17 protein-coding genes and 1 tRNA gene are annotated in these 24162 nt (G+C 35.7%); 11 read left to right on the top strand and 7 right to left on the bottom strand.

The annotated features are described in order from the left end of the window. Positions 1 to 454 precede the first annotated feature (454 nt). Both WH188_RS07800 and WH188_RS07795 read left to right on the top strand, forming a co-directional pair. Positions 455 to 527: transfer RNA gene (locus WH188_RS07800), tRNA-Ala, on the top strand. A gap of 506 nt (positions 528 to 1033) precedes the next feature. Further along, positions 1034 to 2215, top strand: a complete 1182-nt coding sequence (locus WH188_RS07795; RefSeq protein WP_168127207.1) for a glycosyltransferase — start codon at positions 1034 to 1036, stop codon at positions 2213 to 2215. Positions 2216 to 2289: 74 nt separating this feature from the next. Here the strand turns inward: WH188_RS07795 and WH188_RS07790 are convergent, their stop codons facing one another. Next, positions 2290 to 3084: an HAEPLYID family protein gene (locus tag WH188_RS07790; protein WP_021190410.1), complete on the bottom strand. Its 795-nt coding sequence runs from the start codon at positions 3082 to 3084 to the stop codon at positions 2290 to 2292. Positions 3085 to 3353: 269 nt separating this feature from the next. Between WH188_RS07790 and WH188_RS07785 the strand changes: the two genes are divergently transcribed. Continuing rightward, entirely contained in the window at positions 3354 to 5834 is a 2481-nt protein-coding gene (locus tag WH188_RS07785) for a phosphocholine-specific phospholipase C (RefSeq protein WP_339423698.1), read from the top strand. A 118-nt stretch (positions 5835 to 5952) separates the two neighbouring features. Here WH188_RS07785 and WH188_RS07780 read toward each other — a convergent pair whose 3' ends face one another. From WH188_RS07780 to WH188_RS07770, 3 genes are all read right to left on the bottom strand, one after another. Continuing rightward, a complete protein-coding gene (locus WH188_RS07780) occupies positions 5953 to 6318 on the bottom strand; it encodes a response regulator (protein WP_168127205.1) in 366 nt (121 codons plus the stop codon). Positions 6319 to 6419: 101 nt separating this feature from the next. Further along, on the bottom strand, positions 6420 to 7898 hold the full coding sequence (locus tag WH188_RS07775; protein ID WP_168127204.1) for an ATP-binding response regulator: 1479 nt from the start codon (positions 7896 to 7898) through the stop codon (positions 6420 to 6422). A gap of 157 nt (positions 7899 to 8055) precedes the next feature. Beyond that, the gene (locus tag WH188_RS07770; RefSeq protein WP_168127203.1) at positions 8056 to 9171 is read right to left on the bottom strand and encodes an acyltransferase family protein; all 1116 of its coding nucleotides are present in this window, start codon (positions 9169 to 9171) and stop codon (positions 8056 to 8058) included. Between the two features lie 163 nt (positions 9172 to 9334). Between WH188_RS07770 and WH188_RS07765 the strand changes: the two genes are divergently transcribed. The 4 genes from WH188_RS07765 (at position 9335) to WH188_RS07750 (ending at position 13794) form a co-directional block, all read left to right on the top strand. Beyond that, positions 9335 to 10549, top strand: coding sequence for a DUF763 domain-containing protein (locus tag WH188_RS07765; RefSeq protein WP_168127202.1), 1215 nt, complete (start codon positions 9335 to 9337; stop codon positions 10547 to 10549). A 480-nt stretch (positions 10550 to 11029) separates the two neighbouring features. After that, entirely contained in the window at positions 11030 to 11398 is a 369-nt protein-coding gene (locus tag WH188_RS07760; RefSeq protein WP_168127201.1) for a DUF488 domain-containing protein, read from the top strand. 41 nt (positions 11399 to 11439) lie between these two features. Next, entirely contained in the window at positions 11440 to 12654 is a 1215-nt protein-coding gene (locus WH188_RS07755) for a trans-sulfuration enzyme family protein (RefSeq protein ID WP_168127200.1), read from the top strand. A 57-nt stretch (positions 12655 to 12711) separates the two neighbouring features. Next, on the top strand, positions 12712 to 13794 hold the full coding sequence (locus WH188_RS07750) for a WG repeat-containing protein (RefSeq protein WP_168127199.1): 1083 nt from the start codon (positions 12712 to 12714) through the stop codon (positions 13792 to 13794). Positions 13795 to 13814: 20 nt separating this feature from the next. On the opposite strand, the gene WH188_RS07745 is transcribed toward WH188_RS07750, so the two are convergent. After that, on the bottom strand, positions 13815 to 15836 hold the full coding sequence (locus WH188_RS07745) for a site-specific recombinase (RefSeq protein WP_168127198.1): 2022 nt from the start codon (positions 15834 to 15836) through the stop codon (positions 13815 to 13817). 648 nt (positions 15837 to 16484) lie between these two features. On the opposite strand from WH188_RS07745, the gene WH188_RS07740 reads away from it, so the two are divergent. Further along, on the top strand, positions 16485 to 17885 hold the full coding sequence (locus WH188_RS07740; protein ID WP_207902442.1) for a family 10 glycosylhydrolase: 1401 nt from the start codon (positions 16485 to 16487) through the stop codon (positions 17883 to 17885). Positions 17886 to 17963: 78 nt separating this feature from the next. Here the strand turns inward: WH188_RS07740 and WH188_RS07735 are convergent, their stop codons facing one another. Then, a complete protein-coding gene (locus tag WH188_RS07735; protein ID WP_132770748.1) occupies positions 17964 to 19088 on the bottom strand; it encodes a lipid II:glycine glycyltransferase FemX in 1125 nt (374 codons plus the stop codon). A gap of 278 nt (positions 19089 to 19366) precedes the next feature. Continuing rightward, entirely contained in the window at positions 19367 to 20350 is a 984-nt protein-coding gene (locus WH188_RS07730) for a lipoate--protein ligase (RefSeq protein WP_339423697.1), read from the bottom strand. 356 nt (positions 20351 to 20706) lie between these two features. On the opposite strand from WH188_RS07730, the gene WH188_RS07725 reads away from it, so the two are divergent. The 3 genes from WH188_RS07725 (at position 20707) to WH188_RS07715 (ending at position 24137) form a co-directional block, all read left to right on the top strand. Further along, the gene (locus WH188_RS07725) at positions 20707 to 22233 is read left to right on the top strand and encodes an NYN domain-containing protein (protein ID WP_339423696.1); all 1527 of its coding nucleotides are present in this window, start codon (positions 20707 to 20709) and stop codon (positions 22231 to 22233) included. A gap of 709 nt (positions 22234 to 22942) precedes the next feature. Then, the gene (locus WH188_RS07720; protein WP_231576874.1) at positions 22943 to 23470 is read left to right on the top strand and encodes an RNA polymerase sigma factor; all 528 of its coding nucleotides are present in this window, start codon (positions 22943 to 22945) and stop codon (positions 23468 to 23470) included. Then, positions 23460 to 24137 carry a hypothetical protein gene (locus WH188_RS07715; protein ID WP_132770753.1) on the top strand — a complete coding sequence of 226 codons (678 nt, stop codon included), beginning with the start codon at positions 23460 to 23462 and terminating at the stop codon, positions 24135 to 24137. Before WH188_RS07720 ends, WH188_RS07715 begins: the two co-directional genes overlap by 11 nt. Positions 24138 to 24162 lie beyond the last annotated feature (25 nt).

The raw sequence follows: 24162 nt of genomic DNA, 5'->3' as shown, positions 1-24162 counted from the left end.
ATAAAGCATTTAATACGGACTCCGTTTCGCTTATATTTATTGAAAAACAATAATCTACTAAACTAGTAGTCTTTATTGTGTGGCAAAAGTAATATTTTTATATATAGATTTAGTAGACTTTTTTGTCATAATTAAAACACAATCAACAAACAACTCATTTACAAGGAATTATTTTCTAATTGCACCTATCAAGAACATAATGGTCCGAAGTTGAGGCTTTATGAAATCTCACTTATCAAAAATTTATGGTTAAAAAATAAAGAAAATAGATTATTACGCTCAAATACAATAAATTAACTTATGTAAAATAAATAGTTTTAAATCTGTATAAACCAAAATAGTCTATTACTCTAGCTATTCTAATAAAAAATACAGAGGTAAATGAAAAAATTAGAACGCCGATGTTTTGAATTTCATATTAAAGTACTATCTTGGTCCTGTCTTACGACATACTGGGGTATTAGCTCATTTGGTAGAGCGCTTCGCTGGCAGTGAAGAGGTGATCGGTTCGATTCCGATATGCTCCACATTAAAAAGGCTTATACATATTTTTATGTATAAGCCTTTTTATTTTTTATAAATAAATTTAATGAATGACCACATTCATTCTTGCTAAATTATCGACCATCTGTAAACTAATTATATGTAATTATCTATTTCTTGCACGGTAATCTAACTTTTTGCCTCAGAATAAAAGCAAACCAATTCGTATCAGCCAACGCTAAAAACAAGAATATTTCTATGTGTCCGTACAAATACGCACGCTCTACGCTTAGTACTGTCGATAAGTAACAATCTACTTTAACTGACCTAAAAACTACGGTTATGTACATAAAAATAGGTTTTGGGTACAGCTTTTGATTTACAGCTTGCATAAAAAGGACGTAGCATTTAATCATACTATATATTATGGAACATATCGATCAAAAAGCAAAAGAAATGGGCTTAGACAGAGGATATTATTTATTATTGATGGCGATTTTGGATATACCTGTTGAGCAGGCAGATAATAACATAAGCAAGTAGCAATAATATGAAGAAAATTGTCATTATTAGCACCTGCCCTCCTCAGAAATGTGGACTTGCAACCTTCACTAAAGATCTGAAACAGGGAATGGAGCTCGATCCAGATGTAACAGTCGATCTAATTGCTGTATGTAAATTAGGTAAAGAACAATTTGATAACTCAATACGATTTGTCATTGACAAGGATGGATTAGACAGTTATATGCAAGCTTCATGTATCATTAATGAGGAATATGATTATTGTATATTACAACATGAATTTGGGATTTTTGGTGGTGCTGATGGCATTTTCATCAATAACCTGATCAATAACTTAAACATACCATTAATAACGGTTTTTCACACAATAATACAGGATCCAACCTTAAGGAAAAAAGAAATCATGGAATCACTCCTGAAAAAATCAAAGCAGGTCATTTCTCTTTCGCCCAAAGGATGCTCAATTTTGAAAGAGATTTTCCCAGATCTTGATCATCAGAAGATTAAAATGATTCCACATGGAGTTCCTCAGTTTGATTATAACCAAGGATTAGCAAAGCAAAAATTAGGCTTACAGCAACATTTTATGATGCTGACTTTCGGCTTAATCAGACGGAGTAAAAATTTGGAATACGCTATCAAGTCTTTGGTAGGTCTCGATTTACCAGATTTCAAATACTTTATTGTCGGAAAGACACATCCGCATGTATTGGCAAGTGAAGGTGAATCCTATCGTTATGAATTACAAAATCTGGTGGAACAATTAGAATTACAGGATAAAGTCGTATTTGTAGATGAGTTTTTATCGGATGAGCAACTCAAAGAATATCTTACAGCATGCGATATTTACATATCTCCCTATCAACATAAGGAACAATCAAGTAGTGGAACTCTATCGTTCGCAGTTGGAGCTGGAACAGCTGTTATTGCTACTCCCTATTGGCACGCTAAGGATTTATTGATCGATGACCGAGGCATACTCACACCTTTCGATGATATAGAAGCGATGCGCGAAAACATCATTCTTTTATATAATTCCCCAAGATTATTGGCTTGGTATCGGTTCAAAGCGCAAAGTTTTGGAGAACTATCAACATGGAGATTGATGGCAAATAATTATATTGAACTGTTGAGTAACCGCACAACCCCCATAAGGTCACTTGAGTATTTTGAAAATTACATATCTTTTGATATGAGAAGGGAAGCATAAGAAACCGAAGCCTCAGTATTTAAACGCTGAGGCTTTTCTAATATGTCAAGAAACTAAAACAAAGCTCGTAGGCCTTAGAACTTTGGTTCCCAAATTAATCTGGTCATAAAATCCATTTGAAACTCTTTTGATTTTATCGGAACACCACACACTAGACCTACTGCAAAATTAGGGGATAACGCTAACTTCATTTGAGGTCTCATGATATATTCTAAATGACCATGCTCGATACGCATATCATTTTCAATACCGATGTAATGACTTGAATTGGGAACCATGTAATGCACGTTTGCGTTCAATACAAAATTGGTTTCCATTCCTTTCTTTTTAAAGTGATATTCGAATTCAGGTCCTGTATAAATCAATGTACTGATCTGATTAAAATTCTTAGCTGCTATAAAGAAGGGTGATGATACAAAACCATCAAAAAGAGGTGTATTTCTTACAGTTGGATTTGATCGGCCAAATTCCATTTCATGTACATACCCGATAGCCAAAGAAGTCTGGTGTTTCTCATCTACCAGAAACGTATATTGTGTTCCTAATTTTAAACCTTCTATATGATTGGTTCTTTGCCCTACATTATCTTTTGCAAATAGTACAGGCACTTCAACTTCCAGTCCCAGACGATTAGCAACAGCCCACTCGTATTCAATAAAAGCATTATGCTCTACTTTATTTTTGAAACGTCCAGTACCATATCCAACATTAAATTCTGCTTCGCCTTTTCTAGCGCCAAGATCCCGCATGAGGTCTAGGTAGAGTGGTTCTGCATGTTTTACTTTTGCTGGCTTAGGTATTGTGGTTTCTTGTGCAAATAAAAAATTGGAAACGAATAGGAAAAATAAAAGTGTATATATAAATTTCATGATATTAATGTTTGAAACAAACTTATAGGCACATTTAGGAAAAAATTAGGAATTCTAATTGTATGTTGTCCTTATCTGAAATTTTTCACTTATATCAAGATTGCTCTTAATAAATTACGATGTCGAAGTGATCTTGAAATAAACGTTAGCAAATGATGAAACTGTGGGAGAAAAAAATCTTCCACAGTTTTTTTTGAAACCTAATCGTTACATAACATACTTACAAATTCTTTTTACTTTTAAACCTAATTAAGACAATAAAACACGAAATGGACAATAGAAGAGATTTTTTAAAGAAAGCCTCCCTTTTAGCTGGAGCGATGGGTTTAGAATGGGGATTGCCCGACGCCATACAAAAAGCGATGGCAATCGAGCCTCTTGCCGGATCTAGTTTTTTAGATGCGGAACACATTGTCATGCTTATGCAGGAAAATCGTTCATTTGACCATAGTTTTGGTACGCTGTCTGGTGTACGTGGTTATGGAGACCCTAGAGCGATACAATTACCGAATGGAAATCCAGTATGGTTACAATCTGGAAAAGATGGAAAAACGTTCTCTCCTTTCCGGTTGGATATTAAAAGATCTAAGGCAGCCTGGACGAGCTATCTACCACACTCCTGGGAGAATCAATCTGCTGCACGCAACCAGGGAAAACACGATAATTGGATCGACGCAAAACGTTCTGACTATAAAGATTTTAGAGATATACCTTTAACAATGGGTTATTATACACGGGAAGATAATCCATTTTACTATGCATTTGCTGATGCTTTCACGATCTGCGATCAAAACTTCTGTTCTTCAATAACCGGCACGACAACAAACCGACACTTTTTTTGGACAGGTACCTGTGTACCGGGTAAAGGAGAAAAACCATTAGTACGCAATTCGGATATTTATTTTAACCGCTGGGCGAGCTGGAAAACATTTCCAGAGAAACTTGAAGCGGCGGCTGTCTCTTGGAAGGTGTACCAAAATGAAGTCAGCATACAATCTGGCCTACAAGACGATGGGTTATTGGGCAATTACACGGACAATAACCTGGAGTGGTTTTCACAATATCATATAGAATTTAAGGAAAGTCATTTAGCATTTTTAAAGAAACGCGTAGCAGAGCTTCCTGCTGAAATCACTGGTATAGAGAAGCTACTTCAGGACGGTCAAGCAACAAGTGTACAAAAAGAACAGAATAAACTGAAGCAAAAGAAAGAACAGCTGCTAAGTTTTGAGAAAAAGCTTGAGTCATTAACACCGGAAGCCTTCAACAAGGTATCACCATCAGAACAAGCCCTTTTCCGTCGTGCCTTCCAAACAAATGAAAACGACCCGAATTATCGCGAAGCCATTACCGTAAATGAACAAGGTACAGACATTCGGGTTCCTAAAGGTGACGTATTACATCAATTTAGACAAGATGTAAAATCAGGAAATCTACCTACTGTCTCTTGGCTGGTCGCCCCAGAATATTTTTCAGACCATCCTAGTGCCCCCATGTATGGTGCATGGTTTACTTCAGAAATTTTAAACATATTAACTGAAAATCCCGATGTCTGGCGCAAAACAATTTTCATCTTAAATTATGATGAAAATGATGGTTATTTTGATCATGTCCCTCCTTTTGTAGCACCGAATCCTGCCGATCCTACTTCAGGAAAAGTATCGCCTGGATTGGATATTTCTGGCGAGTATGTCAGTCTGCAACAGGAATTGGAAGCAGGTGTTGATAAGGAAAATGCCACCGAAGGACCTGTCGGATTAGGGTACCGTGTTCCTTTAGTAATAGCTTCCCCTTGGTCTAAAGGTGGATGGGTCAATTCCGAAGTTTTTGATATAACGTCTACTATTCAATTTATTGAGCAATTCATAAATAAAAAATATGGTAAAAATATCCATGAAGATAATATTAGTTCATGGAGAAGAGCAATTACTGGAGATCTGACATCTGTCTTTCGCACTGCTGTTTCAGGCAATGCTAAAAAACTTCCTTTCTTGGATCGTAATGCACAAATTCGTGCTATTGATGAAGCTAAAAAATTACCACTGCCTAATAACTATCATCAATGGTCTGAAGTAGATATTGCGCAATTGAAACTTCATAAAAAAAGCAATTCGTTATTAGCGAAGCAAGAAAAAGGACAACGACCATCTAATGCACTCGCTTACGAACTATATGTGCATGAAAAAATTGATAAAAAAGAGAACAAAATTAATTTAAAACTAGAAGCAGGAAATTCCATTTTTGGAAAAATGGCGCTAAGCAGTCCATACAATGTATACGCAGGCTCAACTTATAAAGGTGGCGTGAAGTTTTGGCCTTTTGCTGTTCTTGCTGGAGAATCTCTAGATTTCAGCTGGAATTTATCGGACTTTAAAGACCATACCTATACTTTAACAGCCTATGGGCCGAATGGATTTATGCGCGGATTTAAAGGTAAAGATGAAGCGCTACAAGTACAGTCTTCTTATGAATTGGATCAAGGAAAGCAGGCAACAGGTAACCTATTGATCACTTTAATAAATGAAGGAAAAGAAGCCTTACTTATTGAAGCAAAAGATAATGCATATAGCAACTGGCATAAAAAAGTATCATTACCTGCAGGAAGATCGATCACTTGGAAAATTGACACACACCAACAATCTGGCTGGTATGATCTCAGTTTACATGTAGTCAATACAGCTTTCGAACGCCATTTTGCAGGCCGTGTGGAAACTGGAAAACATTCAAAAACAGATCCGCAATTAAGTTAGTTCATTACTATAATCCAATAATAGTCGTCACTGTAATCTGAACGAATATTATTGGATTATTGATCTTTGCCCTTTCTCAAAAAGTGATTTTATAAAAGGTTTCTAAGTAATTCAAATGCTACTCCAGATATTTAGCAACAATATTTTCAAGATCCTCTAAATCAAATGGCTTAGCAAGATAATCATCTGCACCTGCATCTGCTGCAAGAGACGCGATATCACTATTTGCTGTAACGTAAATAACGGGTATATGTTGAAATAAAGGATGTTGTTTCAATAGTTTTGTTGCTTCTTTCCCTCCAATATCCGGAATCCAATTGTCCATCAAAATCAAATCGGGTGTCAGTTCAGCAACCTTCTCAATAATATCGTGAGAGGTCTCAGATATGGCAATTTGATATCCCGCATCTTCTAAAATAATGGTCACAATTTCTAAAATGGAAACATCATCTTCAAATATTAAAATCTTCTTTCTATTATCCATGGCTCTATCTTTAAACTGTTCGTGCTAATTTTTTTGTAGTATGTTCATTTTCATCAAGGGTGATACTGAGGTTTTTCACATTTTTGGAAGCTCGGGTAATTTTAGTGTACTACTCTTAAAGGAAGTGTAAAATAAAATGTGGTACCTTCACCTGCTTTACTCGTCATACCATATTGTCCCTCATGTTGACGGATAATTTCGGCACAGATATACAAACCCAATCCCAATCCCTGAAAGCGTACCGAAGTCTCCTCTACCCTATAAAATTTATCAAATATTGGCGCTTGATTTTGAAGCGGAACACCAATACCAAAATCTTGCACACTGACTTTCACTTCCTTATCATCCTTTTCCGTATGAATTATAATATGGTCAGAATCTGGTCCATACTTAATTGCATTGCTCATAAAATTGATCAAAACTTGTTCAATACGCATCTCGTCTCCAAAAATCGGGATTTCCAATTTTTCACCTGTGCGTTCAATATTTAATATTCTCTTTTCCTGAGTCTGATGCATCGTATCGACCACTGTATCAATCACAGCATCTAAATCAAAAAATTGGTGATCGACATATAATTTACCATTATCAATTTTTGAAATATCGAGCAGGTCTGCAACCAAAGTACTTAGTTTATTTAATTGTCCTTCAACCCGGTTCATATATTTATATGCTTTTGAATGTGGCTCGTCTTTTAAAGAACGATTCAGAAGTTGCACATAACCACGCATGCTTGTAAGTGGTGTTTTTAACTCATGCGACGCAATACTTAAAAATTCATCTTTCTTCTGTGAAAGCTGTTTTTGATCATCAATATCTGTAAAAGTACCAACCCAATGGGTAATGAATTGATCCTCTTCAATAGGTACAATTCTTAAAAGATGATAACGGTAAAGTTGTGCATCTAGAGGTTTTATTCGAACCTCCATTTCCAGAGCAGTTCCTTTTTGAATGTGTGATCTTAAAGTTACCAGAATAGCTGGATCGTTTGGATGACATTCTGGAAAATCATTTTGCGTCCTAGAAAAAGTAAACCAGTTACGATTAACAAAATCAATCCTCCCATCCGGTGTTACCGTAAATGCTATCTGTGGAAGAGCTTCTAATATCAAACGTAAATGATTGGCTTTGGCGACTAACGAATACTGGGCTTTTTTACGGCGTTCAATTTCGGCCTTTAAATCTTCTTGCACGGCATTAAGAACCAAAGTCTGTTCATATAGTCGATAAAAATTTTTTACTTTGAGCAGTAATATATTCATATCAACTGGTTTGGTCACATAGTCAATACCGCCAGATTTATATCCCTGTTCTATAAATCTCTTGTCACGATTAGCTGCTGATAAAAATATAATCGGAATATCTTTGGTTTTGGTATACTTTGCCAAGTGATCAGCCACTTCAAATCCATCCATATCGGGCATCTTTACATCAAGAATAATAAGAGCATATCGATTCTTAAACGTCTTTCTCAATGCTTCGTCTCCTGAAAAAGCGGTATCTACACTAAAACCTCTAGACTCTAACAGTTGTTGCAAGGAATAGATATTCTCTGGTTTATCATCAACAATTAAAATCATAATTTAGTTCTTCTACTTTTTGACTGTTTTTTATTTTGGGTATTAAATAAACTGTTTGTGTGCTGTAAGTTTATATAATCCTCCACGATAGTAAAATCAAAAATCAATCCAAATAGTTGCCATCTACTAGGTTAGCGAAAAAGATATAAATCACATTTTAAATCTTCACGAAATACTTATTTTTATACAACAGGTATAAAATCAGAAATACGATATAAAAATTTCCGGCAGTTAATATGATTGGAGCAAGTTCCGGCCACTGGTTCTCTAAACCAAATGTCAAAGAATGAACTACTGATCTGAAGTTAACAAATTCACCAATAAAATAAGCAACAATAGAATTCATGCCATATATTTTTAACCATCTAAAGGGCTTAACCACCTTTTTAACATCAATCACATAATAAAATATAGCCATCAGAATAAAGCAGATTCCACCTGAAAACAAGGTCATACTACTGGTCCAGATACGTTTAATAATAGGCATTTGAAAATGCAATAATACTCCTAACAATAAACATATAAAACCGATAGCGATCAAATCACGAAAAACTCTATTGGGATTAATACGTGTATTTTCTTTAATGATTTTACCTGCAAAACAGCCCATCATCACGGTAACTGTAAAGGTCAAACTGCTCCATATCCAAGAGTAATCATAGGTGTCTGAAAAATCCCAAATGCCCTGATCCCAGTACACTCCATCCATCCAGGAACCTAATATTTTTTTATCCACACGAATTGCAAAGTTTTCTTGCGGGCTATAATTGCCGTCCAGTACAAATGGGATAGTATATACAACTAATAAACAGATGCTCAAAGTAATTACTTTTCGTATCGGCAAATTAAAGTAAGCTAATGATGTGAATAAATATCCCACAGCTATGGCCTGCAATGTATTGGAATAAAGTTTGAAATAATGCCAATCAAAACTCAGTAGATTTCCCTGTATAATCATCCCTAGGAGCCAAAGAATAGCAAAACGTCTAAAAATATGCCTATATATCGGTCCAACAGGTTGCCCGATCTTACTGTCAAGAGAAAAAGGAACAGTAACACCGGTCATAAATAAAAACAAAGGCATAATCAGATCCCATAATCGGAAACCTTCCCAAACTTCATGATCAAATTGATACAAAAAGGCATGATAATAAGAATTGTCCCATACCTGACCGATCGCGACTAGCACAGGTTGTAAAGCAACCAATAAAAATAAGTCAAATCCCCGTAGAATATCCAGTGACTCCAGTCGCTGTGATTTTTGGTCTTGCATAATTAAGTTTAGTTTAGGCGTGTTGTTTTCTAAGCGAATATATACAATGAAGACGAATAAACAATTGTTGCTATAGCCATTTTACCTGGTAAATCAAGATATAAAAAAATGAACTGTAATTTTTATTTACTACATTTACACTAATAATATTAGCAAAAACAACATGAAACGTTCCGGGACAGCCGATTTACCGCTTCACTATGGAAAAGTACCTGCTTGGCTTTATGAACGTATGTCGGCTTTGGGACTTTCTATAGTAGAGGCAATTTTAACGGAATATGGTAAAGATGAAGTACTTCGTCGTTTGTCCGATCCATTTTGGTTTCAAAGTTTTGGCGCTGTACTCGGTATGGACTGGCATTCTTCCGGTATCACCACATCGGTAATGGGTGCTTTAAAACGAGCCATCAATCCAAATTCCACATCTTTAGGTCTATACATTTGTGGCGGAAAAGGTAAGTTATCCAAAGAAACCCCAATGGAGCTATTGCGGGTAGCCGATCATGCTGGTCTAGCAGGACAGGAATTAGTGCGTGCGAGCAAATTGACTGCAAAAGTGGACAACACCGCAATACAAGATGGATACCAATTGTACCTGCACAATTTCATTGTGTCCGATAAAGGAAATTGGACAGTTGTCCAACAGGGAATGCATGATCATGATGGGACTGCTAGGCGTTACCACTGGCATTCGGAACAATTAAAATCTTTCATCGATGAACCGCATACCGGTATTAACGGTATATCACAGGGGCGAATATTAAACCTAACAGCTTCGGGCGCTTCTTCCAATAGACAGGGAATTCTCGCCATTGCAAAAACAGATCCTGCAAAAACAATACAAGAATTTGCACATTTGATCATGCCTAAAAGACACGATATCCAATCTTCTGATGTTGATCTTAAAAGGCTTGGCGCCTTATTATATGTAACTCGTGAACTACAGACCGACAATTTTGAAGAACTGTTGCTTTTAAAAGGTGTAGGCCCCCGCACAATGCAGTCCCTAGCTTTGGTCAGTGAGGTTATACACGGTGGTCCGGCCCGTTTTCAAGATCCGGCCCGTTTTTCATTTGCACACGGTGGTAAAGATGGCCACCCTTTTCCCGTGCCAATAACAATATATGACAATAGCATTGCTGTTTTAAGAAAAGGAATAGAAAAATCAAAATTGGGACAGTCTGATAAATTACGTACGATCAATAAACTGCATCAGATTGTTCTTCAGGCTGAGGCGAATTTCAACCCTCAGTTTGATATTCAAGAAATCATTGAGCAGGAACGACGAGATTCCTGGAAATATGAAGGTAGAACTGTCATGGGAAAAGCCCAGAAACCCGACCCAAATAAACCAGGCATTCAACTATCTCTTTTTTAAACTGATACTGCACTTAATTTCCAACAAGCTTCATCCATTCTCGCTAAAAACGAATCAGATTTCCTATCAATAAAGATGGAAATAAAAAGCTCCGAAATGGGGTTTCGGAGCTAACTAAACATAAATTGACCAAAGTAATAACAACTAATTACGTGTCATTTTCTACTTCTGCTCCTTCACATCATTTTATATCATTTTACCACCGTGTTCAAGGTAAATTTCAATACGATCATGTCATGATATTCGGTCTAAAACAAATATCGCATGTATAATCGTTTGCGACTTACCACAATTACTGAAATAGGTATACAAATTACTGTTTAACATGCTTCATAAAGTGTGACATCGACTACAATCTATTAATAGTCGATGTCCTTTTCCATATTGATTCCTTTACCAATGAAATGAATAAGCGGTTTGTACTTATATTAATTATGCATAAATAGATTTGCTATCAGGATTTATCACTAAATTTAAACTATGCGACCAGATATAAGTATTAAACGTATCTATGAAGAAACCGATAGTCATGACGGTTATCGAGTTTTGGTGGATAGACTATGGCCAAGAGGTCTTACTAAAGAAAAAGCTCATATTGACGAATGGGCTACTGAGATTGCACCTTCTACAGCAACCCGGCTCGCCTATGCTCATGTTCCGGAACGATGGGAAATCTTTAAAATCCAGTACAAAAACGAACTCCTAAACAATGAACAGTTAATTTCTTATCTGGATAAATGGGAAGAACATCCCATCATAACATTACTTTATGCTGCTAAGGATAAAGAGCACACGCATGCGCTTGTATTGCAGGAATATCTGATATTTTGCTACAATTCCCGAAAGTAATTTTAATAATAAACTCATCATAAACCTAAAACCTACACCCAATGAATAACAAAAGCATCGATTTTGGAACACTTGCCATACATCAATTGCATACTGATGGTCACCATTCTCATTTAGCACCCATATATGCCAGTTCCACTTTTACTTTTGACAGTGCCGAACAGGGTATGCGAAGATTCTCCGGTGAAGATTCTGGTTATATTTACTCCAGGTTTGGAAACCCAACTACTGATGCCACAGCTCAAGCTATAGCCGATCTTGAAACTTGGAAGATCTTAAATGAAGACGGAACGCCAATGCGCGCCAGGGCGCTGTTAACCTCAAGTGGACAGGCGGCGATGGCTACCTTATTTATTTCTTGCTTAAATGCCGGAGATGCACTATTGGCTACGTCTTCTCTTTATGGTGGCACTCATGAATTTATCACGAAAATGCTTCCTAAATTTGGGATCAAAACCTATTTTTCGGATATGACAGATGTTACTGAACTGGAAGCACTTTTGAAAGCAAATCCCGAAATTAAGCTTGTTCATTTTGAGTCCCCCGCTAATCCAACGATGCAATGCATCAATATTGAACGTGTTGTTCAGATTTCAAAAAAATATCAGAAGCTAGTTTCTGTAGACAACACTTTTGCAACGCCTTATTTACAACAGCCATTTAAATATCAGGTGGATTTTATTTTTCATTCCACTACAAAGTTTTTAAATGGACACGGTAGTGCAATCGGTGGTGTCCTGATTGGCCGTGATCTAAATGCTATGCAGACTTACGTGCACCAGACACATAAATTACTGGGTGTAAACAGTAATCCATTTGATGCATTTTTAGTTTTGCAGGGAATAAAAACGTTACCATTAAGAATGGAACAGCATTGCCGAAATGCCATGGATGTAGCCTATTTTCTGAATAATCATCCGGAGATTGCTAACGTACATTATAACGGTCTACCGAGCCACCCAGATTTTGAAATTAGCAAGAAGCAGATGCGACATGCGGGATCTGTCATGAGTATTGAGCTAAAAGGTGGATATGAAAAATCAATTGATTTTGTCAATAAGCTACAGATATGTACACGAGCTGTTTCAATCGGCACTGTAGATACTTTGGTCTCGCATCCGGCCTCAATGTCGCACGCTGGTATACCTCGGGAAATCAGACTGAAAACCGGTATCACGGATGGTCTTATCCGCATCAGTGTTGGTCTGGAGTCCATCGAAGATTTAATTGCAGACCTCGAACAAGCTTTGCAATAAACTGAGCAGATCAGAATTTACATCAGAACCTTTTATTAGATTTTTATTTTTAGTCCTATGAGATATTTCACACTGTCTTTGTTTTTAGTATTTACATACTGTAATCTGTTTGCGCAACAAAGCGACCCATGGTATGCATTTTACAATCAAGACAGTACTCTTATTGGTTTTAAAGATGGACTTAGCCATGTGAAAATCAAACCTAAATTTGAAGGTGTCACAAGAGCAAATCGTTTTGATGATATCTTAGCTGCTACTGAAAAAAATAATGGTCAATGGAATTCATTCTATCTAACAAAATCAGGCCGTAAAATTGGTCACGATAGCCTACATATCATCGACAATGGCGCCGATTGTGAAAGTGAGGGATTTATCCGATTTAGAGATCCACAAACTTATTTAACAGGTCTTTTCAACCGGAATGGCGATATCGTCATTCCCGCCATGTACAGTGGCTTGACCCGCGTTCATAATGGTCTTCTGGTTGCTTTAAAAGGAGCTACAAAAAAACGCGTCGGAATAGACAGCTTAATAACTTGGGTTGGTGGTGAAGAAGTACTTTTAGATACCAGTAACAACGTTATAATTGCAGATTTTAAATACCAACCAACTCTAAATTTTTTCTCTCTTCAAAAAACAAAAGAGCATTTAGATGATCCCGCTCGAATTTCTTTTGTCGGAAATGACGGTTTACATTATTCCTTTATTAATTTTCAGAAAGAATTTGAAAATTGGTTAAAGACAGACTTACTGGTTGATTTAACAAAGTCAAAACTATTAACGGCAACTTATCCAAAAGTTACTTGGGAAACGTCCATTGCTTGGGAAACATCGGATAAAATCGTGTTTATCGAACATAATTTTGATCTTATTAAAAATAAATTGATGGAAATTACAAACTCAGATACGGATTATTTCATTTCGGCAGATGGCTTAAATCCCTTTATGTTCGATACCCCAGAATTTCAGAAATATTTTAATAATTGTGGTGAATCAAAAGATTGGCAATATCCGACCATGTCTATCATTATTTCCCATAAGAACAAAAAGGATATGGTTCAGGATCATCTTGAATTCTTAAGAACAGATGAAGGGTATCAACTTTTATGTGTCACCATCAGAAAAGGTCAGTTAAAATAGCTTACATATGCAGACTTATATTACGATTTATCTTGAGGTGGAAAGAAAAATGACCTCGGACTAATTTTAAAATAAATCCAGACTGCTTTTGCCATTTTAATCAATTCTCCAAAGGATAAATTACGGGATCGAAATGCGAGCGTCAACGATAGTGAAAAACTAACAGCAAAATTAAAAAAACCAATAAGCCCTATACCTAAAATGCCCCAGATCCACATATCAGTAGTCAGCGACATGTTATTCCCAAATAATCCTAAAGCTAAATTTCCGCTCGCAAAAGTAATATGCCTAATATCTAAATTAAGACCTAAAAACATACCGACTGAAGCTGTTGTTCCCATAAAAACCCCGAACCAGATATTAGAAACGATCCCTGCCCATTTCTTTTCATAAAAACGGGCAACTTTTGCAGTTTTCTCCTTACCGAATACTTTCTTTAACACCGGTTGTTCCTCGATTCGATAATACACTGAATTGTGTTTATCACGGTTAGAGATACTACCGGCAATAATTCCTGACAAAAACAAAAAAACACCTGCTATACAAGCATGCAAGATCATAGGAGTTTCGGTCGGATTAAGATCATTGACCAAGGTCATCCATTTCCCTGCTGCCGCATTATAATGGAAAAGTTCTTGTATACCCCAAATTAAAACAAGACTTACGGGAAAAGCCATTATCACATTACCTACAAATGCAATGAATTGTGAACGGAACAATCTTGCAAAAAATACCGCAAAATTCCAGTATCTATGTCTGGTCTCATCTTGTCCTGATGCCCCATTCTCAATTGCAGCAACTAAAGCAGAAGCAGTCATTGCGGGTTGCTTTGTCGCCAAGGTTGCTCCAAATAGATAAATAGCTGTAAATCCGATCGCATAATTTATACTATAAAGTAAAGCATGTCCAAATTCGCTTGTCTCTACTTTACCTAAAAACAATTTCAGGATACACATAACGCCTACAATGATGCCGCCACCACAGGCCGAGCGAAACATGTTCCAATATTCTTTCTTGCTGGAGGTAATATAATGCTCTCCGGTCTGTGCGGTATGGTGCGTGATTTCGTAAGCCAATAATTGTGTACTCTGTCCAACAAGTTTGCGAATATTACTCTTACGGCAGTTGTAACCAATTAACGTCTGAGCAAAAGCAATGCTTTTATCAACCTTTTCCTGCTCTTTATCAATAACCAAAAAAGAAATGATGGCTTTAATTCTTTCCAATTGTTGCCGGATTCTCAATAAAGATTGATTGACCTTAATTGAGATGCCAAAACGATGAGAGTTTGCAAAGGCGGTATCAATATAATTTTCACATTGCTTATGCAAAACCAGGATTTGTTTATAAGCAAGATCATCGGAGGTCATAAAATGCAAGTTACCCGCTAAAAAACGATCGTTAAGTTCGCTAAACTCACGCATGATGGCAATAAATGGACTATCAAAATTTTGAAATTCAGGAACCATCTTGTTGACATCTGTTTCCATTGCCCTACCTGTAATACGTTGAACCAATACTTCAAGACCATAGAGAATTTCCTTGATTTCGAAGTTGACATCGCTCTCGTATAATGAATTGAAATCACATATCAGATAGAGTCGTTGCAACTGATCATTGGGAATGACGGCAACCCAATCTGCATCTTGCGAATGATAGAAAAGCTGATTTAACACATATTGCAATGTTGATTTGGGAGGTTGTGAAGGAAGATATTTCTCCGTTATTCTCTTTTTGATCTCATACCTAAAATCGGCATAACTGATAATTCCGGTATCTGAAATTAATTGATCAAAATCTTTATGATCTATAACTCGACGCACATAAGAAGAAAAACTGAACCTGAAGTCAGGTGAAGCTTCTAAATAAATCAATAATGGCGCAATATCGACCTGGTAATATAACGATCGTCGCTTTGGTCTAAAGATATCTATTAATGCAGCCAAAAAGTCCAACTCGATGTAGGCTGGATCACTAAGTTGAGCCCCAAATCTCTCAAAAAGTTGTTTTATCTCTTGACTGGCATTTACTTTTTCTCTCATGTAGAACAGCTTGAAATTGCGTAATAATAAAATTAGAGTATGATGATGCTATTTACATTATAAAATACAGCAGGCATATGGCTGTTAAAAATTTCTCTTGTACTATTGGAAATTTCTAAAATGGTAAAACCTAAAGTCATCGTAATAATTCGTATACTTTTCATTTTTTACATTTCTTCAATGATAATGCCACTTTATCATTGCGTACAGAGAACTGATATGTTCCTCATCATCATATTAAGAGTTCTCTCAACTGACCTTATTGCTTAAATATACGACACAAATGATCAAATTGTGAGGAAAATAGTTAAAATCTGTTAAAATTCATGATCAATTATATTAATCGGCATACTAAATGCGTTTAGTATGTATTCATAATTTAGGTTAATAATTGGTTAGTTAAAACGCCTGGAGTTCCCCGCTTCAGGCGTTTTTTAGTACACCATGTAACGTTTTCTTTTAGAAAATTTAACGCTATCCTTAATTTTTGCTAGATCAAACAATAAAAATCACTTTGTCTAATTAATGGTTAAAACGAACCAAAAGGTATAACCATTTAGTCCAATTTGATGAAAAATATTTATATTGCAGCTTAAACAGTATAAATCGAAACATAACCAAAACCGTGTTTCAATAAAGCTATAAATTATGAATCACCTTCATTTGTCACGCATGCGTTTTTACATTCTTTTTTTCTTTGGGCTATTTCTATTTACCGCTTCTGAAACCAAAGCGGCCGAAAAGGATGGTCAGCCTATGTTCTGGACTTGGTTAGATTATAGACCTACAAGCAATTTTGATTCCTTATGCCGTGAAATGCAATATCTAGGTATTGACGGAGTGATGCTCAATGCACCATCACCCGACGATTACAGAGTTGCTATCCCGATAGCACATAAGTATGGGATTAAAGTTGTGGCTTGGTTATGGACCATGAATCTAGAACATGATCGCGAGAAGATATTAAAGGAACATCCGGAATGGTTCAGTGTAAACCGTAACGGAAAAAGCCTGGCAGATACAACAGCATACGTCGGTTATTATAAATTTTTATCTCCAGTCTTACCTGAAGTCAAAGACTATATTAAAAAGAAAATTGAATCATACTGTGCTGTAGAGGGCTTAGATGGTATATCGATCGATTATCACCGCTATGTAGATGTTGTGCTCCCAACTACACTTTGGCCAAAATATAATATTGTTCAAGATCGCGAATATGCGGCCTGGGATTATGGTTATCATCCCGTCGCAATCCAAAAATTTAAGGATCAATATGGCTATGATCCTAGAACACAAAAAGATCCTTCCAGTGATCTTAAATGGAGACAATTCCGTTGTGATCAGATTACAGATGTGGCTAATATGATCGCAGACGTGGTACATGCCAGTGGAAAAATTATGGCAGCATCGCCATTTCCAACCCCTAAAATGGCATCCCGTATGGTAAGACAAGATTGGGGAAAGTGGAATCTGGATATGGTATTCCCAATGGTATATAGTAATTTCTACACGGAAGATGCTAGTTTCGTCAGAGACTGTACAATTGAAAATGCAAGAGATAAAAATAAAATGACCAGCTTATATTGTGGGCTGATGGCTAGTAATAGCGATGCTATGTTTACAGAGATGGACGAAGCTTTAAATCATGGTGCACAGGGAATCGCAATTTTTACGGTAAACAGCATCCGTGATCCTAAAGTCAAAGAAAAATTTAAAAATTATACTGCACAGGCAAAAGCAAAAAAAGCGGCTAACAATGGAATAATGCCTCTTGTTGGGACGAATAAGGTTGAAAAAGATCCTTTCAAAAAAGAAGGTATTATGAATTTGATCACAGCTAAAATCCAAAAGATGGTATCTGGTTCAGAAACTGCAACCAGCCTTCCTGCGGTAAAATTATCAAGTTTCAAAAAAGTAGCTTCCTATGATGTTACAGAACGTTATTTGGTGTCTGATAAAATCAGTAATAAAAAATTCCACGTCACTTTTTATTTTTATGGAGGTATCCTATCAGGCTGGAATGTAGATGCAGTAAAGGAAACAGTGTAAAATTTACTCATCCAAGAAATCGGAACATATTTCAATATCGAAAAGGGTTGATCATTGCTATGATCAACCCTTTTTAATTTAACTCAAGTGGTAACTCTGGTTCTTGAATTCCATAGAAGTATAATATTTATATTTCTCATTATCCAGTGGATAATCCCAACAACCCATACGATGAAAGATTTCACCACCAAAACCCGTTTTAAATCGGTACAATCCATACATCGGATGTGACTCATCTGCCTGCGGAGCAACTCCAAAAAAATCATATTCAGTACAGCCTTTTTCTTTTGCGATTTGCATAGCACGCCATTGCAATGCATAGGTTGCCATATAATTTCTATTTTCTGTGGCTGATGCTCCGTAAAGATATGTCCCCCTGTTTGCTGACACGACTAAAAACATGGCTGCTAACGGTTTGCCTTCGACCTCAGCAACTAATAAATGAACTTCTGCCGGTGAAAGGGTATCATTAGCACGAGCAGAAAGTACAATTCTAAAATAGCTGATATCATGTAAAAAGAAATTATTCCGCACTGCAGTCTGTTTATACAGGTCATACCAAATCGCTAAACTATCCATACCAAGAGAGCGAATGTTGACTCCTTTTCGCTTTGCTAAATGGACATTATAACGCGTTTTAGCCTTCATTGCACCTAATAAGCTATCTTCATCTTTTCTCAAATCCATAAAAATGGTATTTGAAGGTAAAATATCGGTATTGGCTTTTCTTAAGTTCCAATTATTGGTATTAAAATTAAAACGGATTTCCTGAATTTTTTTATCCGGAACTCCTAACCAGTTGCCATTGATATCATAGCAGTCATCGTCTTTTGCCCAATGTGATTCCCAAGATAAATCATAACGAATCATAATGCAGTTTTTAGGTAAACAAGATCTTAAACTCTCGGACAATTGCTCCAAGAAATAGCCTTGATTTTCAACTGATGGTTCGATCTCTGGTCCATAGGGAACGTAGGCAATACTGTGCTCCTGATCGATAGCCTGAATCAAAATCAATAGATCTCCTATAAAATAGGCACTGTCTTCGGAATCGACATAAAGATCTGCTATCTTAGTTTTAAAATTAAATGCTTTTGAAGTTACACCCTGTAACCTTTTTACTTCAGACCAATAGGCCGTTTGCTGAATGATTGATGTTTGATAAATCTGTTTAATTTCTTTGTCTTCTATTTCGGCAATCATGACGTTTTTCAATATTAAATCAATGGGCATTGAAATTTGAAACTTCCGTTTTCAAATTTCAATGCCCAAAACGACAAACATAACCATAAAGATTAAAGACGGCAAGTCCATTTGTCAGGGACTTGTTAAAATGAAGCATAATTATCAAAGATGCGAGATCTTCTTGCTGACTTCAAATAAGAAAAAGGGTAAAGTTAAGACTTAAAAATTATGAGCACTCTTCAAATTGGCTTAAAAATTCAATAACGAGCGAAGAGTACTACTGAAATAACCCACAGTTATTTGAACAATTCCATTAATTCTGCAATATTAACTTTACCGAAGTAAGCCGTTACATCATGCTTTTCCAGTAATTGTGCAAGGTGGACAGCCTCATGTTTTTGTCCGATCAATATATTCTCCAGCTCCTCAATTGGTTTTGATGCAAAAAAATCTCCAAATATCTTCGCCTTTTCAATATACCCTTTATGGACATCTAAATGTATTTCAATAAATCCAGCAGGTATCTTTATGGCTTTCTTAAAATTGTAATTAGGAGAAAAGCCAAAATTCCATTCCCAGGTACTGTACTTTTCTGCTACCAATTTTTCGATCCCCAGAATATCTTCATCCGTTAGTTTATAAATCTTAGCTTCAGGATTATTCTTTCTCATCTCCTCAATCAACAATTGCTTGAAAGCTGAGACTGTCATATCTTGTGGTAAGTACTCATTCAGATTAATTACACGTGCACGATTGGACTTGACAGCTTTATCTATAAACTTCAAAGGATTAACTTTTAGCGCATCGCCCAGTACCTCCATCTGTGAACTAATCAATAACGTACCATGTTGGATCATTTTTCCATTTTTTGCAAGTTTGGCATTTCCACTAAATTTCTTCCCTTCAATCAACAAATCATTTCTCCCCTCCAATTTTGCAGGTATGTTCATACTATTTAACAACGATACGACGGGCTGAGTAAATGTCGAGAAATCCATAAAATCATTTTCGCCCAACAAGATGTGAAAAGAAAAATTCAGATTTCCAAGATCATGATAAACCGCTCCTCCACCTGACATCCTTCGAACGACCTTTATTCCTTGAGCTTGAACATAATCCAAGTTAATTTCAGCTAATGTATTTTGAAATTTGCCTATGATAATTGAAGGTGCATTAATATACAGAAGGAAAATAGCTTCTTTTGTGTATTTATATAATAAGTATTCTTCCGATGCTATATTAAAATAAGCATTATTAGAAGGTGAATCGATAATCAACATAAGATTGAAATTTTAACAAAAATAATAAGTTTTTGACAGAAAGACGATGCCGGGCCTTCAGTGCTTTATACAGGATCAAGTCTGGTCAATAATACCTTCATAAATAAACAGTTTTAATCTCTAACAATGAAATAGCTTCAATAATTGAAAAAAGGGGAACATGGATTAAGAAAAATATTAAATGAAACCATTATATTTACAAGAGAAGAGCTATTAAAATAACGTTAAATACTTTTCCACGAAGTGTATTACGCTGCTTTTTTTATCAACTATACTTCGTTCAGATTACATTAGAGAAATAAATGATTAGAATTTTATTGCAAAATAATAGATCGTGCATATTAAAGAAATAAGGGATGCCAGAAGAAACAGAAAAAAAAATAGCGATCTTAATTGATGCTGATAATATCTCCTATAAAAAGATAGAAGAGATATTGAATGAAGTAAAGCGATATGGGATCCCTACTATCAAGCGTATTTATGGAGACTGGACTAGTCCTTATGTTGAAAACTGGAAAGACAGTCTTTTGACTCATGCTATAACACCTATTCAGCAATACAGTTATACACAGGGCAAAAACTCGACCGATTCGGCTTTGATCATAGATGCCATGGATATCCTACACTCGGATCGGGTAGATGGATTTTGCATTGTTTCAAGTGACAGTGATTTCACACGTTTAGCAACTAGGCTACGTGAATCAGGAAAACTTGTCATTGGCATAGGAGAAAGAAAAACACCAAAACCGTTCATATCTTCATGTGATAAGTTTATCTATGTGGAAATTCTTGAGAAAGAAGTTTCAAAAAAGGCGGTAAAAAAGAAAAACAATAATACCAGTCCGACACCATCACCAATTGAACGGAATAAAATATCAGCATTGGATGAAGAGACGCTCGAACTATTAAAAGACACTGTAGATGATACGGCTGATGAAAGCGGATGGGCATTTTTAGGGGAAATTGGTAGTTTATTTAATAAAAGAAAACCTGATTTTGATGCCCGTAATTATGGATATGAAAAAATATCGCATCTTTTCAAGGCTTATAAAGAAGATTTTGAGATTGAAGAACGGAATACTGAAAAATCAAGAATAAAGAATTACTACATTAGAAATATCATCAATAAAGTCACACCGGCTACTCCTGCCGTCCCGAAAGCGGAGCATCCTACTCCTAATCAATCAAAAACGACACAGTCTCACTCCAGTTCCGCGCAAACAGGACATAAAGGACATAATCAAGGAAAGCAAAACAATCCGGGGCAAAATAAAGTGGCAAATACACCGAATTCCACCAAAACAGAAAGTGTATCTAGTCATCAAGGAAAGACTGTGAATACACAGAATCCCCCTGATCAAGCAGAAAATATCTCCGGAAATCAAAAACAAGAAAATACAAAATCAAGTTCTGCGAAATCCAAAAGTGCGACCGATAATCAGAAACAAGGGAAAGGGCAAGCTCACACTGAAAAAGCTGAAATTACTATAACTAATCAAGGTAATTCAGACAATAATGCTTCAGAAGCTACTCAAACAACTGATGGAACACCTTCAACAGTAAAAAATACAACAATAAATTTAGAAACGGCAATCCTTCCCTCTAAAGGAAATCAGATCACTGCAGAAGATGTTACTAAAAATCAGATTAGGATCACGAAGGATCTAAAACAATTGTTCCCAAATAAGACAAAAAAAATCCGAATTCTTATTGATAATGAATATGAGTGTTCCTTTTCTTATAGAAGAGATCGTTCACATGTGCTCAGTCTGGGAACTGCTGCCGCACAAGAGTTGGAACTTGAAGCAGGAATATCCATTAAAGTTACAAAACTAGGCGAAAACTCTTATCAATTAGAGAAAGTGATTAAAGAAAGTAACTAAAATTACTGCAAATCATGTAACATTGTTAATGTAACACAATTAATAATAATTAGTTTATCTTTTGGCATAAAATTTGAAATAACTTTTATTCATAATTTAGATTAATAATTGGTTAGAAAATGCCTAAGGCTCCCAACCTGAGGCATTTTCATTTTTAAACCTTTATGCTCAGGTTCAGAATATTCTCAAATACTCCTCTAATCCTTAATTAAACATCTTTTAATCTAATAAATTAAAAGCTTAACATAATTTTAATTTAGGATAATTAACAAATTACTAAACGAAATATTAAAAATCAATATCATAGTTTTATTGTTATAGTATATAAATAAGCCGTGCATAAATGATTTCCAAAACCGAAGTGAACTTAGAAGTACACAGTATGTATAGGGCAATATAAAAAGTTATGAGCTAACTTCCGGAACAATCAAATACCTAATGGATTACCAATAGCATTAATCCATTCGTAAAACAGGACAAAGACATGACGTAGGAAATTTATGGCAATCGTAATTCAGTTAGGCTATGTGCACTTGTAAATTCATCCGGATAAAATCCTATTTTTAGAACAGCCCAGAAGCCTTGATTTAATTTAGCAAAAAAAAGTGTAACGAAACAACAAGACCCTGTACTTACTAACAAACAGAAAGGAACATATCCTTAAGCAGTAGGTTTATGAAAAGAAATAAGGCATTACTAATTAAAACATTTGCAAAAGCATAATATGCAGGCAGACTCTTTAATCGAAAAAACATTTTTAAACCTAGTAGAGGTTCACAAAGGCATCTTGCATAAGGTCGCTCGATTGTACATGGACAGTTCGGAAGATCGGGAAGATTTGCAACAGGAAATCATCATACAATTGTGGAGATCCTATCAGAACTTTAAAGGAGAGAGTGCCTTTTCGTCCTGGATGTACCGGGTGGCTATTAACACAGCCATTTCCTATTTTAAAAAAGAAAAACGAAGAAGTGATGTGTATACTTACGACAATATAAAAGAGCCTGAAAATGAAGATTACAATCCTGAAAAAGATAGACAGCTAGAGATTTTTTACCAGGCGGTACAGGAACTAAATGCGGTGGAAAAAGCTTTGATCTTTTACTTTATGGAAGGACTATCGCATCGAGAGACAGGTATACAGCTCGGTTTAAGTGAAGGAAATGTACGTGTAAAATTGAATAGAACGAAAGAAAAATTACAACAAATCATAAAAAAAACAAATTATGAATCTTGATGAATTAAAAACGGCATGGAATTCCGAAAGCACAAATGATGTGCGTATTCCATCAAAAATAAAACAGCTCGGGCAGGCTAAGCATCCTTTAGATAAACTAAAACGGAAAATGAAAAATGAATGGTATATGCAGATTATAGCTATCCTATTTTTACTATTCTTTCCACAAGTCATGCATATCCATCCATCGTTGTATATTATTTATTACACATCTTATGCTTTGCTGGTTATAATCTCAGTTTATTATCTCAGCCTTTTCCGTTTATTTTACAATAAGATCAACGATTATACAGCCGATACAAAGGATAGTCTATTGGAAATATACTATGAGCTTAAAATTAATATTGAGCGATACCATGCCTTTGGTTTTCTTTTACTTCCCGTAGCACTTGTGGCTATTGCATTATATGTAAATACAATTAAATTAGAAAGAGGTGAAAGTTTTCCTGCAGAATCTCACAGCGATATCATATCGTTTATCATTCTTACATTGGTTGTCAGTTTTACATTTATTTTATCCATTCTGGCTTGGACAAAATATATTTATGGTCCCTATGTTAAACAATTGAAAAAAATTTTGGATGAACTGAAAGAAGAAGAACTTAAAGAGAATGAATTTAATATAAATCATTCGAATGAAAATATACAAAAAGACGGTAGGCAATAAACGATATCAAAAATCAATTACAGAA

It is taken from the genome of Sphingobacterium sp. MYb388, from assembly GCF_037479535.1.
In the GTDB taxonomy this organism is placed as follows: Bacteria; Bacteroidota; Bacteroidia; order Sphingobacteriales; family Sphingobacteriaceae; genus Sphingobacterium; species Sphingobacterium anhuiense.
Note: the sequence above shows the minus strand (reverse complement) of the source record. Positions and strands in the feature narration are given on the sequence as shown.

Excerpts from the sequence above, each read along its gene's own strand:
- WH188_RS07770 (WP_168127203.1), bottom strand. The coding sequence starts at position 9,171 with ATGCAAGACCAAAAATCACAGCGACTGGAGTCACTGGATATTCTACGG.
- WH188_RS07745 (WP_168127198.1), bottom strand. The coding sequence starts at position 15,836 with ATGAGAGAAAAAGTAAATGCCAGTCAAGAGATAAAACAACTTTTTGAG.
- WH188_RS07735 (WP_132770748.1), bottom strand. The coding sequence starts at position 19,088 with ATGATTGCCGAAATAGAAGACAAAGAAATTAAACAGATTTATCAAACA.
- WH188_RS07775 (WP_168127204.1), bottom strand. The coding sequence starts at position 7,898 with ATGATTTTAATTGTTGATGATAAACCAGAGAATATCTATTCCTTGCAA.
- WH188_RS07760 (WP_168127201.1), top strand. The coding sequence starts at position 11,030 with ATGCGACCAGATATAAGTATTAAACGTATCTATGAAGAAACCGATAGT.
- WH188_RS07780 (WP_168127205.1), bottom strand. The coding sequence starts at position 6,318 with ATGGATAATAGAAAGAAGATTTTAATATTTGAAGATGATGTTTCCATT.
- WH188_RS07715 (WP_132770753.1), top strand. The coding sequence starts at position 23,460 with ATGAATCTTGATGAATTAAAAACGGCATGGAATTCCGAAAGCACAAAT.
- WH188_RS07785 (WP_339423698.1), top strand. The coding sequence starts at position 3,354 with ATGGACAATAGAAGAGATTTTTTAAAGAAAGCCTCCCTTTTAGCTGGA.
- WH188_RS07755 (WP_168127200.1), top strand. The coding sequence starts at position 11,440 with ATGAATAACAAAAGCATCGATTTTGGAACACTTGCCATACATCAATTG.
- WH188_RS07725 (WP_339423696.1), top strand. The coding sequence starts at position 20,707 with ATGCCAGAAGAAACAGAAAAAAAAATAGCGATCTTAATTGATGCTGAT.
- WH188_RS07795 (WP_168127207.1), top strand. The coding sequence starts at position 1,034 with ATGAAGAAAATTGTCATTATTAGCACCTGCCCTCCTCAGAAATGTGGA.
- WH188_RS07750 (WP_168127199.1), top strand. The coding sequence starts at position 12,712 with ATGAGATATTTCACACTGTCTTTGTTTTTAGTATTTACATACTGTAAT.
- WH188_RS07730 (WP_339423697.1), bottom strand. The coding sequence starts at position 20,350 with ATGTTGATTATCGATTCACCTTCTAATAATGCTTATTTTAATATAGCA.
- WH188_RS07790 (WP_021190410.1), bottom strand. The coding sequence starts at position 3,084 with ATGAAATTTATATATACACTTTTATTTTTCCTATTCGTTTCCAATTTT.
- WH188_RS07740 (WP_207902442.1), top strand. The coding sequence starts at position 16,485 with ATGAATCACCTTCATTTGTCACGCATGCGTTTTTACATTCTTTTTTTC.
- WH188_RS07765 (WP_168127202.1), top strand. The coding sequence starts at position 9,335 with ATGAAACGTTCCGGGACAGCCGATTTACCGCTTCACTATGGAAAAGTA.